Source organism: Actinokineospora auranticolor, assembly GCF_041897805.1.
Taxonomy (GTDB): Bacteria; Actinomycetota; Actinomycetes; order Mycobacteriales; family Pseudonocardiaceae; genus Actinokineospora; species Actinokineospora auranticolor.
Genome location: NZ_CP154825.1, coordinates 36,650 through 53,047, shown reverse-complemented (window position 1 = coordinate 53,047; position 16,398 = coordinate 36,650). Strand labels below are relative to the sequence as shown.

18 protein-coding genes are annotated in these 16,398 nt (G+C 72.5%); 9 read left to right on the top strand and 9 right to left on the bottom strand.

The window, feature by feature from the left end; genetic code table 11:
- Positions 1–393: 393 nt before the first annotated feature.
- The 3 genes from V5P93_RS00260 to V5P93_RS00250 form a co-directional block, all read right to left on the bottom strand.
- Complete coding sequence (locus tag V5P93_RS00260) at positions 394–1,020, bottom strand: MBL fold metallo-hydrolase (protein WP_104479399.1); 627 nt, start codon at positions 1,018–1,020, stop codon at positions 394–396.
- Positions 1,020–2,105 carry an S-(hydroxymethyl)mycothiol dehydrogenase gene (locus V5P93_RS00255; RefSeq protein ID WP_104479398.1) on the bottom strand — a complete coding sequence of 362 codons (1,086 nt, stop codon included), beginning with the start codon at positions 2,103–2,105 and terminating at the stop codon, positions 1,020–1,022. Before V5P93_RS00255 ends, V5P93_RS00260 begins: the two co-directional genes overlap by 1 nt.
- A 74-nt stretch (positions 2,106–2,179) precedes the next feature.
- On the bottom strand, positions 2,180–3,832 hold the full coding sequence (locus tag V5P93_RS00250; protein WP_181043511.1) for a TM0106 family RecB-like putative nuclease: 1,653 nt from the start codon (positions 3,830–3,832) through the stop codon (positions 2,180–2,182).
- A gap of 110 nt (positions 3,833–3,942) precedes the next feature.
- On the opposite strand from V5P93_RS00250, the gene V5P93_RS00245 reads away from it, so the two are divergent.
- From V5P93_RS00245 to V5P93_RS00225, 5 genes are all read left to right on the top strand, one after another.
- Positions 3,943–4,410 (top strand): DUF6474 family protein, encoded by a 468-nt coding sequence (locus tag V5P93_RS00245; RefSeq protein WP_104479396.1) that lies wholly within the window; start codon positions 3,943–3,945, stop codon positions 4,408–4,410.
- A 78-nt stretch (positions 4,411–4,488) separates the two neighbouring features.
- Positions 4,489–5,043, top strand: a complete 555-nt coding sequence (locus V5P93_RS00240; protein WP_146108034.1) for a hypothetical protein — start codon at positions 4,489–4,491, stop codon at positions 5,041–5,043.
- A 62-nt stretch (positions 5,044–5,105) separates the two neighbouring features.
- Positions 5,106–5,870, top strand: coding sequence for a YcnI family protein (locus V5P93_RS00235; RefSeq protein ID WP_104479394.1), 765 nt, complete (start codon positions 5,106–5,108; stop codon positions 5,868–5,870).
- A gap of 4 nt (positions 5,871–5,874) precedes the next feature.
- Positions 5,875–6,420 (top strand): copper resistance CopC family protein, encoded by a 546-nt coding sequence (locus V5P93_RS00230; protein ID WP_104479393.1) that lies wholly within the window; start codon positions 5,875–5,877, stop codon positions 6,418–6,420.
- The gene (locus V5P93_RS00225) at positions 6,417–7,436 is read left to right on the top strand and encodes a CopD family protein (protein ID WP_104479392.1); all 1,020 of its coding nucleotides are present in this window, start codon (positions 6,417–6,419) and stop codon (positions 7,434–7,436) included. Before V5P93_RS00230 ends, V5P93_RS00225 begins: the two co-directional genes overlap by 4 nt.
- Before the next feature lie 214 nt (positions 7,437–7,650).
- On the opposite strand, the gene V5P93_RS00220 is transcribed toward V5P93_RS00225, so the two are convergent.
- The 3 genes from V5P93_RS00220 to V5P93_RS00210 all read right to left on the bottom strand — a co-directional run bounded on the left by V5P93_RS00220 (position 7,651) and on the right by V5P93_RS00210 (position 10,342).
- Positions 7,651–7,959 (bottom strand): hypothetical protein, encoded by a 309-nt coding sequence (locus tag V5P93_RS00220; protein WP_245931284.1) that lies wholly within the window; start codon positions 7,957–7,959, stop codon positions 7,651–7,653.
- Positions 7,960–8,100: 141 nt separating this feature from the next.
- Positions 8,101–8,991: a phosphotransferase enzyme family protein gene (locus tag V5P93_RS00215; protein WP_104479466.1), complete on the bottom strand. Its 891-nt coding sequence runs from the start codon at positions 8,989–8,991 to the stop codon at positions 8,101–8,103.
- 40 nt (positions 8,992–9,031) lie between these two features.
- Entirely contained in the window at positions 9,032–10,342 is a 1,311-nt protein-coding gene (locus V5P93_RS00210; RefSeq protein ID WP_245931283.1) for a helix-turn-helix domain-containing protein, read from the bottom strand.
- Positions 10,343–10,618: 276 nt separating this feature from the next.
- Between V5P93_RS00210 and V5P93_RS00205 the strand changes: the two genes are divergently transcribed.
- The 3 genes from V5P93_RS00205 to V5P93_RS00195 all read left to right on the top strand — a co-directional run bounded on the left by V5P93_RS00205 (position 10,619) and on the right by V5P93_RS00195 (position 12,250).
- Positions 10,619–10,951, top strand: coding sequence for a hypothetical protein (locus V5P93_RS00205; protein ID WP_104479390.1), 333 nt, complete (start codon positions 10,619–10,621; stop codon positions 10,949–10,951).
- Positions 10,952–10,964: 13 nt separating this feature from the next.
- A complete protein-coding gene (locus V5P93_RS00200) occupies positions 10,965–11,327 on the top strand; it encodes a hypothetical protein (protein ID WP_104479389.1) in 363 nt (120 codons plus the stop codon).
- Positions 11,328–11,581: 254 nt separating this feature from the next.
- Complete coding sequence (locus V5P93_RS00195) at positions 11,582–12,250, top strand: TetR/AcrR family transcriptional regulator (RefSeq protein ID WP_181043496.1); 669 nt, start codon at positions 11,582–11,584, stop codon at positions 12,248–12,250.
- Here the strand turns inward: V5P93_RS00195 and V5P93_RS00190 are convergent.
- Positions 12,247–13,455 carry an amino acid deaminase/aldolase gene (locus tag V5P93_RS00190; protein WP_181043510.1) on the bottom strand — a complete coding sequence of 403 codons (1,209 nt, stop codon included), beginning with the start codon at positions 13,453–13,455 and terminating at the stop codon, positions 12,247–12,249. The two genes, V5P93_RS00195 and V5P93_RS00190, sit on opposite strands and share 4 nt — an antisense overlap.
- Positions 13,456–13,528: 73 nt before the next feature.
- Here V5P93_RS00190 and V5P93_RS00185 point away from each other — a divergent pair, with 73 nt between their 5' ends.
- Positions 13,529–14,854, top strand: a complete 1,326-nt coding sequence (locus V5P93_RS00185; protein WP_104479387.1) for a D-arabinono-1,4-lactone oxidase — start codon at positions 13,529–13,531, stop codon at positions 14,852–14,854.
- Here V5P93_RS00185 and V5P93_RS00180 read toward each other — a convergent pair.
- Positions 14,818–15,480 (bottom strand): NAD(P)-binding oxidoreductase, encoded by a 663-nt coding sequence (locus V5P93_RS00180; RefSeq protein ID WP_104479386.1) that lies wholly within the window; start codon positions 15,478–15,480, stop codon positions 14,818–14,820. The two genes, V5P93_RS00185 and V5P93_RS00180, sit on opposite strands and share 37 nt — an antisense overlap.
- A gap of 8 nt (positions 15,481–15,488) precedes the next feature.
- Positions 15,489–16,115, bottom strand: a complete 627-nt coding sequence (locus V5P93_RS00175) for a hypothetical protein (RefSeq protein ID WP_104479385.1) — start codon at positions 16,113–16,115, stop codon at positions 15,489–15,491.
- Positions 16,116–16,398 lie beyond the last annotated feature (283 nt).

The following is a 16,398-nucleotide window of genomic DNA, read 5'->3' as shown; positions in this document are numbered from 1 at the left end:
GCCCAGCGCAAGTGGCTCCGTCCGTGAGGTGCGGGCTGTTGATCGACGCTGGGGCGCACCGGGGGTCGGCCGGAAACGACCAGGCCATACCGGAAGCCGGTCGGCGAGGCTTGGGTGCGCCTGCTTCGAGCAGCACGGCCGGGAGGTGTGCCAGGCACGGTGATGATCTTCGGCATGCCGCCGGCCCCCGATGACCATTCTACCGGGCGGGGCGGACAGTTCGCGGAGAAGATGATCAAGCCTGTGGACAACTGCCGGGGCGGGAGTGGGAGACAAGGGCCGGGCGGGCGGCGGCGTCAGGGCATCGACCTGGAGGACCGGGCGGGGAGTACGAGACCGGGCCGGGCGGGCGCGAAGGCGTGGACTGAGGGCTCGCGGCCCGCCCGGGCGGGGTCAGTGGCCGCGCTTGATCCAGTCGTCGAGGTGGGGGGATTCGGCGCCGATCGAGGTGGCGTCGCCGTGGCCGGTGTGCACGACCGTGTCCGCGGGGAGGGTCAGGAGGCGGTCTCGGATCGAGTCGATGATGGTGGGGAAGTCGCTGAAGGAGCGGCCGGTGGCGCCGGGGCCGCCCGCGAACAGGGTGTCGCCGCTGAACAGGGCGTTCAGCTGGGGGGCGTACAGGCAGACCGCGCCGGGGGCGTGGCCCGGGGTGTGGATCACCTGGAGGAAGGTGCCCGCCACCTCGAACTCGTGGCCGTCGTGCAGGGGCTGGTAGTCGGCGTCCGGGTAGACCTGCCGCCAGAGGGGCTCGTCGGCGGGGTGGAGGTAGACCAGGGCGTCGGTGGCGGTGGCGAGGTCCGCTGCCGCGTTGATGTGGTCGTCGTGGGCGTGCGTGCACACGATGGCCACGACCCGTCGTCCGTCGGCGGCGGCGAGGATCTCGTCGGGGTCGTGGGCCGCGTCGATGATGATGACCTCCTGGTCGTCACCGACGAGCCACACGTTGTTGTCCACGTCCCAGGTGCCGCCGTCGAGGCTGAAGGTGCCCGAGGTGACGACGTGGTCCACGCGGGCCGCCATCAGAAGACCACCACCGAGCGCAGGACGTCGCCGTGGTGCATGCGGGTGAAGGACTCCTCGACCTGGTCCAGCGAGATCGTCTCGGAGACGAAGGCGTCGAGGTCGAGCCTGCCCTGCCGGTACAGGTCGACCAGGTACGGGAAGTCGCGCGACGGCAGGCAGTCGCCGTACCAGCTGGACTTCAGCGAGCCACCGCGCGCGAAGAAGTCGATGAGCGGCATCTCGACCCGCATGTCCGGGGTCGGCACGCCCACCAGCACGACCGTGCCCGCGAGGTCGCGCGCGTAGAAGGCCTGCTTCCACGTCTCCGGGCGCCCCACGGCGTCGATCACCACGTCCGCGCCGAAGCCGCCGGTCAGCTCGCGGATGGCCTCGACCGGGTCGCCCGACTTCGCGTTCACCGTGTGCGTGGCGCCGATCCCCTTGGCCCACTCCAGTTTCCGGTCGTCGACGTCCACACCGATGATCGTCGTCGCGCCCGCCAGCCGCGCGCCCGCGATGGCCGCGTCGCCGACACCGCCGCACCCGATCACCGCCACGCTGTCGCCCCGGCTCACCGCACCGGTGTTGATCGCCGCGCCGATCCCCGCCATCACACCGCACCCCAGCAGGCCCACGGCGGTCGGCGACGCCGAGGGATCGACCTTCGTGCACTGTCCACTGTGTACGAGCGTCTTCTCCGCGAACGCCCCGATCCCCAGTGCGGGCGACAACTTCGTGCCGTCCTCGAGAGTCATCGGCTGCGCCGCGTTGTGGGTGTTGAAGCAGTACCAGGGCTTGCCCTTCAGGCACGCCCGGCACGTGCCGCACACCGCGCGCCAGTTCAGGATCACGAAGTCGCCGGGCGCCACGTCGGTGACGCCCTCCCCCACCGATTCCACGACACCCGCGGCCTCGTGGCCGAGCAGGAACGGGAACTCGTCGTTGATGCCGCCCTCGCGGTAGTGCAGGTCGGTGTGGCACACCCCGCAGGTCCGCACCCGCACCACGGCCTCGCCGGGCCCCGGGTCGGGCACCACGATCGTCTCGACGCTGACCGGCTGCCCCTTGGCGCGGGCGACGACGCCCCGGACCTTCTGCGGCATGCACTTGCTCCCAACTGCGGCGGTGGAACGCTTCGCGTGCCACCGTATGCGAGTCGGGCTACGCGTGCGAGTGGTCAGAGATCCCCGACGTACGGGATCTCGTTGACCGCAGGGGAAGTCATCCACCGGCGCAGCGCGGCCGTGGCGAGCACATCGTCCTCGTTGTACTCCAGCAACCGCTTGCGCTGCCGCTCGTCCGGCACGCCGCCGTCCATGCCGACCGCGTCGCGGTACCAGCGCATGGAGTTCTCGCCGCCCGCCTCCGGGTCGCGCCAGGAGAACCCGGCGACCGGGGCGATCGTCTTGAGCCCCTTGCCGTGCGAGCACAGGAAGTGGTCGCGGACGCTGCCGAACAGGTCGACCCACTGGTCGGACTCGATGAACTGGAGCACCTCGCGCCTGCGCGGGATGCCGGGGTGCTCGCCGAAGCGCTTCACCGACGCCAGCAGCCAGCGGTTCTCGGCGAGCTCGTTGTAGCAGTAAGCGCGGAAGGTCAGTCCGCGCTCGGCCGCCGCGCGCCGGACCCCGCTGAGCCAGCCCCAGAACTCGGCGAAGGAGCGGGCCTCGTCATCGGTGGGCAGCGGGTCCCAGGTGGCGAACGCCCGGTAGCCGCGCGGCTCGCCGATGTCGACGCCGGAGAGCAGCACGCCCCACAGGTACGCGCCCGCGTCGCCGAAGCTCTCCATGTCGACGTCCACCTCGACGTCCGCGCGCGGCACCTCGACGTGCTCGCTGCGCCGCACCACCGCCAGGTCGGCCAGCCACGCGCGGGCCAGCCCGACGGCGTCCGCCGCGGGCATGCCGACCAGCAGCGGCACGTCCAGCTCGTCCGGGTCCACCAGCGCCAGGTCGTCGACCGTGGTGACGCCCGCCGCGCGCAGCATGCCCGCGTCCTCGCCGCGCACGACCAGGCTCACGTCCCGCGCGCGCACCAGCGCGTCCTCGCACACCGGCCACCACGGGCAGCCGCGGCACTCGACGACCCGGGACGGCTCGGCCAGCGCGGGCGCGCCCGTCGCGGCGGCCGTGGCGACCGCGACCCGGTCGGCGAAGCGGGAGTCGTACTCGGCCAGCGCGGTGCGCCCGCCCGGCCAGGTCGGGGCCTCCAGGTCGTGCCAGACGACGACGTCGCCGTCCATGCCGACGACCCCCGCGAGGGAGGTGCGCTCGTCGGCGTACCCGGCGGCCTGCAGCAGCCTGCGGGCGTGCGCGAGCCGCAGCTGGTCGCGCGGCTGGGGCCGGATCTTGCGGGTCTGGTCCGGGGTGCCGCCCACGACGGCCAGGTCGGTCAGCGGCGCGGTGCGCGCGCCCGAACCCGGGTCGGTGACCTTGTGCCGCACGACCAGCACCGGCACGTACCCGGCGGTCGTGCGGACCAGCAGGTCGATCGTGCCGCGCCTGCCCGCGTCCACGTCGCGGGGCAGCTGGGCGGCCCAGATGTAGCCCGCGCCCGCCGCCATCGCCGCGAGGGTGTCCGCCTCGCGCTCGCTCGCGCGCCGCTCGGGCCCCACCGGCACCTCGTACCACTGGTCGCCGAAGCGGGTGGCCAGCCGGTCGGCGATGGCCCGCCGGTGCGCGGCCGCGTCGGCCTTGCGCAGCTCGGCGGTGGGGTCGGGGGCGCCGCGCGGGGCGTCGCGCATGGCCTGGTCGTGCTCCAGGTGCACACGACGCCTGCAGCGGCTCACCACGCCGGCGTCGAGGAGCACCGTTGTAGTCACACACCGCAGCTTAATTGCGTTCGGCGACAATCCTGGCGCGGTATGGCCCAAATGCCGCATCGGGCCCGGATGGGCGTGGTCACCGTGCCCGCGCCGATCACCGCAAGTAGGTTTTCCCCATGGCGCGGAAGAAGGCGGCGGAGTCGCCGCGATTCACCCCGAGCAAGGCGAAGAACGCCGTGGCGGTGGCGAAGGTCCTCGCCCCGGCCGTGCTCCCGGTGGTCACGCCCTACCTGGTCAAGACCGCGGCGGTGGTGCGCGACCGGTGGGACCGGCACCGGGCGCGCAGGCTCGGCGTCGCGGTGGACGACCTCGGCGACTACAGCGGCCGGGGCGGCGCGCTGCACGCCCGGATCGCGGGCGCGGCCACCGGTCTGACCGAGCTGCGCGGCCGGGCGGAGGCGACACCGGACGACCGCGCGTTCGCCGACGGGGCGGAGTCCACACTGCGCAAGCTGGCCGCCGCGGTGCGCGCCGCCGAGCGCATGCCGACCCCGCGCAGGCGGGCCGCGCACCGGGCCGTGTCGGCGGAGTTGGACCGGGTGGAGGAACGCCTGCTGGCGGCACTGGGCGTCGACGGCGGCTGATCCGCCCGCGTCTGATCAGGTGCTTCCAGGCGGACTGTGGTCGAGGCCACTGGACACCGGGACCTACGCTATGGGGCTGTGCCCCCCGGACGAGTGACCCCCCGCCGCGCCCAGCGCGTGCTGCGGGGAGTCCTGCTCGGCGGGACCACCGCGGCGCTGGCGGTGTCGGCGCACGGCATGGCGGGCGGCGGGGTACCGGACACCGCGGTCACCCTCGCGCTCACCGCGCTGGTCGGCTGGGCGGGCACCGCCATCGCCGACCGGCGGCACGGCCTGCTCACCACGCTGGCCCTGCTCGGGGCCAGCCAGTACGGCCTGCACGTGCTGCTCACCGACGTCCTGCCGCCGTCCGGGCACGACCACGCGCACGGCACCGCCACGGTCAACGGCCTGCTGATGCTCGCCACGCACGTCGTGGCCACCGTCGTCAGCGCGCTGCTGCTGACCGGCGCGGACACCGCGCTGGCCGCGCTGGGCCGGGTGTTCACCGGGCTCATCCGACCACTGGCCGACGCCCCCGCCCCCACTACGACGCGCCCGACCCCCGCACGGGTCGGCGAGCACGCGGGCCACCTGCTGGCCGTCGTGCTGCGCGAGGTCTGCGCCCGCCGCGGACCACCCCTGACCTCCTGAAACCACGCCTCCAACCGGGTCTCCCAACCCGGTCAAACCCGCGTTCCTCAGGAGAACTCCCCATGTCTACCTCTCGCATCGCCGCGCGCGCCTGCGCGCTGTTCGCCGCCACCGGCGCGGCCGTCCTGCTCGGCACCGGTGTCGCGTCCGCCCACGTCACCGCCAAGGTCATCGGCGAGCCCGCCGTGCAGGGCGGCTACACCAAGATCACCTTCCGGGTGCCCAACGAGGACGCCACCGCGGGCACCACCAAGCTCGAGGTCAGCTTCCCGGCGGACCACCCGATCGCCTCGCTGCGCACCACCCCCATCCCGGGCTGGACCGCCGCGGTCGTCAAGGGCAAGCTCGCCAAGCCGATCACGTCGCACGGCGCGGAGATCACCGAGGCGGTCAGCACGATCACCTGGACCGCCGCCCCCGGCACCCGCATCGCCCCCGGCGAGTTCCTCGAGTTCGCCGTTTCCGGTGGCGCCATGCCCGAGACCGACCAGCTGGTGCTCCCCGCGACCCAGACCTACGAGAACGGCAAGGTCGTCAAGTGGGACGCCCCGCCGGTCGCCGAGGGCGCGGAGGAGCCGGAGCACCCGGCGCCGGTCATCAAGCTGAGCAAGGAGGGCGCCGACGACCACGGCGCCGCGACCGCCCCGGCCGCGCAGACGAGCAACGACAAGCCCGCCGCCGCCGCCCCGGCCGCGGCGTCGTCGGACAGCACCGCCCGCTGGCTGGGTGGCGCGGGCCTGGTCGTCGGCGCGCTGGGCCTCGGCCTCGGCGCGGGCGCCACGCTGCGCGCGCGCAAGGCGGTCGCCGCCTCGAAGGCGGGTCGGTAAGCGCATGCGCTCCGTCGCCCGTCTCACCGCCGCGCTGGCGGTCTCGCTGCTGGCCCTCGTCGGTCTGGCGGGTCCCGCGCTGGCGCACAACCAGTTGATCTCCAGCAACCCCGCGGACAAGGCCGTGGTCGACGCCGGACCCGGCACCGTCGAGCTGACGTTCGACCAGCCGGTGCAGGCGGGTGCGAACCTCAACTCGATCGTGGTGCTCGGCCCGGACGGCAAGGGTCAGTGGCAGGACGGCAAGGCGGCGGTGCGCAGCAACGTCGTCTCCGTGCCCGTCCGGCCGCTGGGCCCGGCGGGCGAGTACCGGGTCGGCTACCGGATCCTGTCCGCCGACGGCCACTCGGTGAGCGGCGAGCTGAAGTTCACGCTGACCACCGCGGGCAACGGCACCCCGGCGCCCGCCGACGCGACCGCGACGGCGGCAGGTCAGACGGGTGGCGGTGACGACGGCGGCCTGCCCGTGTGGGTGTGGATCGTCGGCGCGGTCGTGCTGCTCGGCGCGGGCATCCTGCTCGCCGTCCGGGTCGGCGGCTCCGCGCCGTGACCGGGACCCGGACCACCTCCCCCACCCGCGGCGGGCCCGCGGCGCTGCTGGTCGTCTCCTCGCTGGTCGGTGTGCTCATCGGCCTGGCGATCGTGACGGTCCAGCCGGTGCCGGGCCTGCCCGAGCCGGGGGCGGTGGTCCGGGTCGGTCTGCCGGTCGTGCGGGTGCTGCTGGACATGGCGGCGGTCGTCACGGTCGGGCTCTGCCTGCTGCCCCTGCTGGTCGGCTTCGACCGGCCCAAGCTCGCCGAGCCGGTGCTGGCGGGCGCGCGGCGGGTGGCGATGTCGAGCGCGCTGGTGTGGGCCGTGACGGCCCTGGTCGCGCTCGTGCTGCAAACCGCGGAACTGCGCCCCGGCGACAACGTGTCGGCGGGCGCGGTCCTGGACTACATCCGCACGGTCGGCGCGGGCAAGGCGCTGCTGTTCGTCGCGGTGTTCGCCCTGCTCAGCTTCGCGCTGTCGCTGTGGTCGGTGCGGGTGGGCGAGTCGGTGCCCGCCGAACTGCGCGCGGCGGTGGCGCTGTTCGCGCTGCTGCCGCTGCCGGTCACCGGGCACGCGACGAACTGGCGCTGGCACGACTTCACGATGATCTCCATGGAGCTGCACGTGCTCGGCTCGGCGGCCTGGACGGGCGGCCTCGGCGCGCTCGTGGTGCTGCTCGCGGCGAACCGCACGCTGCTGGCCCAGGCGATCCCCCGGTTCTCGAAGCTCGCCACGGTCTGCCTGGTCGTGGTCGCGGTGACCGGGCTGTTCAACGGGATCGTCGAGCTGCTGGTCAACCCGACGCACTCGCTCTGGTCGGGCCTGTTCACCACCGGTTACGGCCTGCTGCTGCTGCTCAAGACAGGCTGCCTCGGTGCGCTGGCCGTGGTCGGCGGCACGATCCGCTGGCGGCTGATGCCCGCCATCGCGGCGCTGCGCACCACCGCGCTGGTCACCCTGGCGGGCATCGAGCTGTCGATCATGGGCCTGGCCTTCGGCTTCGCCGTGATCCTCACCCGCGCCCCGGTCAGCTGAGCCCGCCCCTAGCACACCGGGTGCCGCCGGGAGCCGGTCCCAACCAGCGGGAGAACCGAGTTGTCCACAGCTGTGGACAATTCTGGCGGGTTATCCACAGGCACCGGACACCGGCACGCGTTCGTCGCAGCGGGGTGCCGTTCGTCGTGCGAGGGGTTTGCGCGGACAACCGGAACAGCGGCCGGGGTAACCCGAACGGGCCAACGGTGAACGGTCAGTCCCGCTCGGTGAGGTGCGCGGCGGCCAGTCGCGTGAGCCGGAGTTCGGTCAGCCGGGCCGTGGCCTGTCGGCCGCGGCGGTGCAGCTCACGCTTGGTGATCCGCCCGCGGGCGTACTGCCGGTAGGCCTCGGCCAGCAGGGCCAGCTCGGCGAGGTGGTCGGCCGCCCGGCGGCGGGCGTCGGCGGGCAGGCGGTCGAGCGCGGGCAACTGGTTGTCCACAGCCCGGTCCAGGATGTCCGCGGTCGTCACGGCACGGCGCGCACGCCCACTGAGCCGGAGCGCGATGCGCGGGAAACCGGTCACTGGCCACCTCGTCACGGAAGGTAGTTCGGGCCGGGGCACGGACCGCAAAGGCGCAGTCCGACGTCCCGGTGCAACTGGCGTCGTTCACAATGCGCAGTCCGTTACCCGCGGCGATACCGCCATAAGTGGGAAAACCACCGGCTAGCGGTAACGCGACCAGCGCGCCGAGGTGTTGCCCACCCGGAAGTCCCGGAGGCGTCTGAGCAGCTCAGGTCGGACCTCCGGGCTGCTGTTCATGATCGGCAGCACACTGGTGATCAGCTTCAGCTCGCGGACCTCCCGCAGCACCGCGAAGCCAGCCCATCGGGTGACGTCGAAGCCGTAGCCGTCGGCCAGCTCGCGGTAGCGGTCAGCCGGTTCGCCGAACCGGCTGACCCCCACGGCCAGCGGCGTCAGGTCCCACTCCGGCGGGCCCAGGCAGCTGGAGTCGAAGTCGCACAGCACCGGGCCCCCCGCCGCCGGGATCAGGTTGCCCAGGTGCGCGTCGCCGTGCACCAGGCCGCGGGGCAGGGCGAACTCCAGACCGGCCAACCGCTGGTCGACCTCGTCGCACTTGGCCCGCAGGAAGGCCAGCTCCTCGCCGTCGAGGCCCTCCGCCTCGCCCAAGCGCCTGCGGACGTCGTCGAGCGGGTTCCACTCGGGCAGCAGCGGCGGGGGCAGCGAGTGCACCAGCCCCAGCAGCCGGGCCAGGTCGGCGGCGCGGGGCGGGGTGTCGAACTCCGGGATGGCGTCCCACACGGTCGCCGCGTAGTCACCGACGAAGACCGGCTGCGCGACGCCGCTGGTCAGCCGCACGGCGGGCACGTCGTTCTCGGCGAACCACCGGGCGACCCGGACCACCTTGTCCACCCGGTGCCGCAGCGCGACCGAACCGACGATGCGCACCACGACCGGCGCGCGGGCCATGAGGAACACGGCGTTGTTGGTGAAGCGCAGCAGCCGCGCGCCTGCCGGGTCGACACCGATCACGGCGCCGACCGCGGCCAGCGCCGTGCGCAGGTTCGCCCTGGTGAACAACCCCTCGGTGGCCATCGCGTGCCCCTTGCCCGTGACGGCCACCGGGGGCGCCCGGTCAGGCCACGCTGAGATTGGTTATCTGCTCGGCCAGGTCGCGCGCGTCGGCGTTGTTGCGCCGCTTGGTCGCCTCGACGAGCAGGGGCTTGAGCCGGTCCTTGACCCGGGTCGACTTCAGCGTCTCGGCCATCTCGACCGCGGCGCGGCCGATCCGGGCGGCGTGGTCGATGTCGCCCTCCAGCATGTGGTTGGTGGCCAGCGCGCTGAGGTTGAACGCCCGGCTGCGGGCGAACTCGTCGTCGTAGGAGTCGATGGCCTTGGTCAGCGCGGGGATGGCGAACTTGGTGTGCGTCGGGTCCGTGGTCTGGGCCAGGACCGTGTGCACGGTGCCGATCATCGCGTAGACGTCGGTCTCGTTGAAGAACTTGACCCAGTCCTCGGCCTTGGTGTGGTCCGCGCGGGCGAACTCGTCGCGGGTGCGGCCGATGAGCTTCATGGTCTGCTCCTTGTGCCCCATCAGCGCGTACGCCCACGCCTGGTTCGCGCAGATGACCGCGACGGCCAGCTCGGAACCGGACTCCTGGGCGGCGATCTGACCGAGCTGGAACATCTTGAGCGCGTCGTCCGGCGACTCCTTGTGCAGGTAGACGCGGCCCATCCGGTAGAGGATGTTCGCGACCAGCGGCTCGCTCTTGCCCGCCTTCGCCAGCTCCAGCGCCTTGCCGAAGTGGTTGCGCGCGGAATCGGTCAGGCCGATGTCGAACGAGGTCCACCCGGCGAGGTTGTGCAGGTCGGCGAGGGCGACGTGCAGGCGTTGCTTGACGTGCTCCGGCCCGGACGCGCCGAGCATCTGTTGGCCCCAGGACAGTTGCGCGACCACGGCGTCGCGGCAGAAGCCGCCGCCGTACTGGTAGTCCAGCGACCGCAGCGCTCTGGTCGCGGCTTCCACCTGGCGCACGTCGGTCATGCCGATCCGACCGGGCGCGGGGGTCTGGACAGGGTTGGCGACCCACGACCCGGAGTTGCTGCCGAGCACGTTCGCGCCCACCGTGACGGCGGCCGCGTGTGCCAGGAACTCCCGACGCTTCACCTCTTCGCTCTCCTCAGGCTGTGACGCCTCGCGCGTCACCGCCACCCGAACAGCGGTGACCTCGTCGTAGGCGAGACCCATGTATCCCCTTGGGACACCCAGCCCGTCGGCGATCCTGGCCAGGACGTCATAGGCCATGACCTGACGTCCCTTGAGGATCTCCGACACCTCGGACTGCGACTGGCCGGTCATCGCCGCGATCTGGCGCTGCGACACGCCAGTGCGGCGGAGCAGCCGATACACGGAACTGACCTCCCGCGCGGCGAGCGCGGCCCGCATCTCGGGTTCCTCCCACGTGTCCGAAGAAATGGGAGAACTCCCAGATCCGATGGAGTTCATTCCGCCCCCTCACCGTCTGCCGGGCGTCAAACGCAGAGTAAGCGCACTTCACAGGAGGCGAGAAGGGTCGTTCGGCGAACCTGATCGGTCCGACCGAACTTCCCTGACCGCTCACCGTGAAACGGCCGCCGATCGGCGCTGTGACGCTCCAATCCCGTTCCTCACGCATCAATGTAGTTCGTGGTAAGCGTACGAGCACGGAGGGAAACCGAGAACGTGGAACTGCTTCGGTCGGCCCCGAGCCCGGTGGCGACGCGGTCCGTGCCCCGGCCAACCACGAGCAGTGACCCGCGCTCCGAGCCCCGCGACCTGCGGGGGGACTTCCACACCGGCCTGCGCGACGGGCTGCACGGCGCGGTCGGCGAACGCCGGGTCTGGCGGATCGCCTGCGGTGACGTGATCAACCGCGACCGGTGCCTCACCGTGCTCGTGGAGAAGAACAAGGTGGTCCTGGTCGGGCCACCCGGGGAGACGGCGGTGCTGACGGCCGGGCAACTGGTCCAACTGCGCAACGCGCTCCAAGAAGCCGCCGAGCAGGCGGAAAGGTAACGGTGACGTTGAGGTGGACGAGATACTCGGCCAGGTCCTGCGCAGTGCCGTGTGGGAACGACTGGACATGCTCACCGAACTGGCCAACCGGGCGGACGCCCCGTCGCTGCTGTCGGTAGCGCGGTCGGAACTCCCCCGACTGACCGAGGGCTGGCGGGCCATGCTCGCCGCGCACGAGCCGGACGACCGGGGCAACTGCCCGGTGTGCTCCAGCCGGTGGCGGCAGCAGAAGGCGCCGTGCTCGGTGTGGCGGGCCGCCTACGAACACCTCGTCGCCGGGGGCCTCGCCCCGCAACACACCCCGCGCCGCGGCCGTGAGGGCCGCGCCGAGTCGGGGTCCCGGAAGTCGCGGCGCCTCATCGCGGGGGCCCGCTAGAGCAGGCGGCCCGGGTTCCGCCGTTCCCCCGGACGTTCGCGGAACCCGGGCCGTCGACCTCAGGTCGACCGGCCGGGAACCGGTTGACCTGCCAAGACTCCGCGGGCCGGTGTTGATGTGCTTCTCGCCAGTCCCCGACCGGCACCGGTCCGCGGCACCACTCCCCGGTTACCGCGAGGTAATCTGTGAAAATCCTTCCGCGAAGTGGCCCTCGGACCGCTTCGTGCGTCTCTTTCAGTCGTTGGACGAGCAAGATGAAACGTCAGCGACCAGGAGGAGACGCTGTGGCCAGCCCTACCCCACTCCGCCGTCAGCCCGTGCAGCAGCGCAGCGCCAAGCGGGTGCAGCGGATGCTTGAGGCCTGCGCGGAGCTGGTCGACGAACTCGGCTACGACGGCGTCACCACGACGCTCATCGCCGAGCGGGCCGGGGTCGCGGTTGGCTCCCTGTACCAGTTCTTCCCGGACAAGCGCGCGGTCGTGCAGGCGCTGACCCAGCGCAACCTCGACCAGTTCATGACCGAGATCAGCCGCAGGCTCGACGAGGCGCACCTGGCGAACTGGTGGGACGGCGCCGACCTGATCTTCGACAGCTACGTGCGGATGTACCGCGAGGTGGCCGGGTTCAGCCGGATCCGCTTCGGCGACGTGGTCGACCTGCGGCTGATCGACGGCGAGCGGGACAACAACACCGTCATCGCGGAGAAGCTGGCCTCGTTCCTGGCCGAGCGCTTCGACATCGCCTTCGAGGAGATCCGGTTGCCGGTGGCGGTGGCCAACGAGATCGCCGACGGCATCCTGAACCTGGCCTTCCGGCGCAAGCTGTTCCCCGAGGAGACGGTGATCGCCGAGGCGAAGATGGTGGTGCGCGGCTACCTGTCCGGCCAGATGGAGGCCGCGCGCGTGCAGACCTCGCCGAGCTAGCCGAAGGTGTGGCCCTCACCGCGGTAGGTGGGGGCCACGTCGACCACCCGGTCCCCCTCGACGAGGTGGTACTCGGTGAACCGCTCGGCAGGCTCACCCGCCTTGGCGTGCCGGAACCAGACCCGGTCGCCGACGCGGAGCTCGGCCGCGGCCGGTCCGGTCACCGGGGTCTGCACCTCGCCCGCGCCCTCCATCCCCAGCAGCGCCAGGCCTTCCGGTAGGTGGGGCTGGGGCAACCGGTCGCGGCCCGCGGGACCCGAGGCGATGTAGCCGCCGCCGAACAGGGTCGCCACGCCCCGCGCGGGCTTGCGCACCACGGGGACGGCGAACAGCACGGCGGGCTCCGGGTGGAACCGCGTGTAGCGGTCGAACAGCGCGGGGCCGATCAACCCCGAACCGGCGGCGATCTCGGTGACCGATGGGTCCGCACCGGTCACCTCGATGCTGCCGGTGCCGCCACCGTTGACGAACTCCAGCGGTGCGCGCGTCGACACCGCGCGCACCGCGGCGGCGCGCCTGCGCACCAACTCCCGTGCCGATCCCCGTTGCACCCAGCGCAGAACCGCGCCCAGCACCGGGTTCGCCGGGTTGTCACCCATGCCCGCGATCTGGCCCTCGTACCCCATCAGGCCGACGAGCCGGAAGCCCGGGCGCGCGGCGATCACCTCGGCGAGGCGGGACGCCTGCCGCGCGGTGAACACCGGCGACCGGCGCGCGCCGATGTGCACGCGGGAGTTGCCGAGGACCGGCCGCCACGACACGTCGAGTTCCAGGCACACCCGGATCTCCGGGTGGTCGGCGCCGAGCGCGGCGTCGACGAGGTCGAGGTGCTCGACCGAGTCCACGACGAGCGAGACCAGCCGCCGCGCGTTGTCGTCGGCGGCCAGCGCGCGCAGCGCCGAGTGGTCGGCGGTCGGGTAGGCGACCAGGATGTCGGTGTCCGCGAGATCGGTACCCGCCCAGGTCCTGGTCAGCCACAACGCTTCCGGCAGGGCGTAGCTCATGACCCCTTCGAAGCCGTCCCGGCGCAGCACGCGCTCGACCAACCGGCGGCAGCGCACCGACTTGCTCGCGACCCGGATCGGTCTGCCCGCCGCGCGGCGCACGAGGTCCGCCGCGTTGCGGTCGAAGGCGTCGAGGTCGACCACGGCCACCGGCGGGTCGAGGTCCTTGGTCGCCAGGTCGAGTCGATCACGGGGCGGCAGCACCCCACCACGGTACGGCACGGGTGTTGAGATGTGAATTCCATTCACCTAAGGTTCCGGCAAGGAGGCCCCCATGGCAGTCGCACCCCGTAGGACCTGGCAGAACTGGGCGGGTACCGAGACCGCGACGGCGGTCGAGGTGCGCACCCCGCGCGGCCCCGAGGAGATCGCCGCGGCGGTCACCGACGCGGGCGCGCGCGGACTGCCGGTGCGGGCCAGGGGCAGCGGCCACTCGTTCACCGCGGTCGGCGCGGCGCACGGGGTGGCGCTCGACCTGTCGGGGTGGACGGGGATCGCCGCGGCCGACGCCGGAACCGGCGAGGTCACCGTCCGCGCGGGCACCACGCTCGCCGCGCTCAACACCGAACTCGACCGGCGCGGCCGGGCGATGGCCAACCTCGGCGACATCGACGCGCAGACCATCTCCGGCGCCATCTCCACCGGCACCCACGGCACGGGCGCCCGGCTCGGCGGCATCGCCACCCAGATCAGCGCCATGGAACTGGTGCTGGCCGACGGCTCGCTCGTCCGGTGCTCGGCCACCGAGCGACCGGAGCTGTTCGCCGCTGCCCGGGTCGGCCTCGGCGCGCTGGGGGTGATCAGCACCGTGACGCTGCGCACCGAACCGGCCTTCGTGCTGCTGGCCGAGGAACGCCCGGAACCGCTGGACCGGGTGCTCGCCGAACTCGACCGGAACTGCGCGGAAAACGACCACTTCGAGTTCTACTGGTTCCCCTACGGCGCCAAGGCGTTGACCAAGCGCAACAACCGCGCCCCGGAAGGGGCGATTCCCGCACCGCTCGGCCGGGTCCGCCGATTCTTCGAGTACGAGGTCCTGGAGAACGGCGCGTTCGGCGCGATGTGCCGGATCGGCCGCACGGTGCCGAATTTGGTTCGGCCGTTGAACAGGATCTCCGCGTCGGTGTTGTCGCCCCGTTCCTACAGCGATGTGTCGCACCGGGTTTTCGTGACCAGCAGGCGGGTGCGGTTCGTCGAGTCCGAGTACGCGATCCCGCGCGAATCGCTCGGTGTGGTGCTCGCCGAACTGCGCGCCCGGGTGCCCGCACTGGCCGACCCGGTGATGTTCCCGGTGGAGGTCCGGGTCGCCGCCCGCGACGACATCTGGCTCTCCACCGCGCACGACCGCGACTCCGCCTACATCGCCATCCACCAGTACCGGGGGATGCCGTACCGCGCGTACTTCGACCTGTTCGAGTCGGTCGTCGGAGCAGTGGGCGGGCGACCGCACTGGGGGAAGATGCACACGCTCGACGCGGAGGCGTTGCGCGCCCGGTATCCGAGGTTCGCCGACTTCACCCGGATCCGGTCCGAAGTGGACCCCGAGGGCCGGTTCCGGAACCCTTACTGCGACAGGGTTCTCGGCGAGATCGCGGCCTGAACCGGGGTGTCGCCACCGATGAGTTCGAGCGTGCGGCCGATCGTCGCGGGCTCGTCGAGAACCGCGAGGAGCACCGCGGCGACGTCCGCCCTGGGGACCACGCCGTAGGGGACGGAGTCACCCACCAGGACGCGTCCGGTCGGGTGGTCGTCGCTGAGCCGTCCGGGTCGGACGATCGTCCACTCGAGACTCTCGGGGTCGCGGTCGCGCAAATCCCGCTCCGCCGCGTCTTTCGCGCGGAGGTAGGCAGCGAACACGTCGTCCTCGACCACCCGGTCGAGGCCCATCCCGCTGACCTGCACCAGCCGGCGCACCCCGGCGACCACCGCCGCGTCGGCCACCAGCACCGCCGCCGCGCGGTCGACGGTGTCCTTGCGCGCGGCCCCGCTGCCCGGCCCGGCTCCCGCGGCGAAGACCACCGCGTCCGCACCGGCGAGCACCGCCGCGACCTGCTCGGCGTCGGCTTCCTCGAGGTCGAGCACCACCGCGTCACCACCCGCCGCGCGCACATCCTCGACGTGGTCGGGATTGCGCACGACGCCGACGACCGCGTCACCGCGCCCGGCGGCGAGCTCGGTGAGCAGCAGCGCGATCTTGCCGTGCCCGCCCGCGATGACCAGTCGCATGTGCCCGGTCAGGAGCCGACGGTGGTGGTGTCGAGGATCTGGTCGTAGGCCAGTTCGCTCACCCAGCGGTAAAGCGCGTCCACCTCGGGGAAAGCCCGGTCCTGGCGGCCCGGCAGGTCCAGCTCGACGGCCGCGTCCGGTTCGGCGCTGAGCACCGCGACGCCGTAGGCGCGGGCCCGGGGCAGGCAGTTGGCCAGGTAGTCGTGGGTCAGCACGGCGGAGGTCGGCAGGACCACCGCGGCGTCGCCGTAGCGCAGGAACGGCACGGCGTTGGCCAGGCCGGTGCGCCAGTGCCGGGCCACCGAGATGGCGCCGACGATGCGCACCGCGGGCTCCGGCACCCGGCCGTTCAGCTCGGGCCAGGCCCAGGTGGACACACTGGCCCGGTCGGTCACCGGCTCCTGACCGAGGCAGATCCGCTCGGCGTGCACGTCGGCCTTGAGGTCGGCCACCAGGCACACGCGCCGCCCGTGCAGCGTCATCTCGGGCAGCACCGTGCCCGCCCAGCCCAGCGCGTCCGCCGCGGCGACCGCCAGCTCGTGCACCCCCGCGGGCAGTTCGACCGGCGGCGTGAGCTGCGCAGGCAGCGCCTTGAGACTCTCGCTTACCGCTGTGCGCCCTGGGATGCCGGTCACGAACTCCGCCCTTCTCTTCCACCGCGAGGCCGCCGCGTCGGGAGCGCGCCGTATCTTCGAGGTGTCGATTGGTACTTCAACTGAGTACCAGGCGGGCACAACGGTCCAAGAGAGTCCAAACCCTCCCGTGCGACCGGCGGCGCCGAGCGGTCGGTGACCGGTCGACGACCGGTAATCAGACTTCGGCCCGGCTGTGCGGCCGTCCGGGTGACTCAACGACAACCGGTACTGAGCGCCCCTCACCCACAGTCCCCCCGTGCTTCCTCAACGCACATCCGCGACC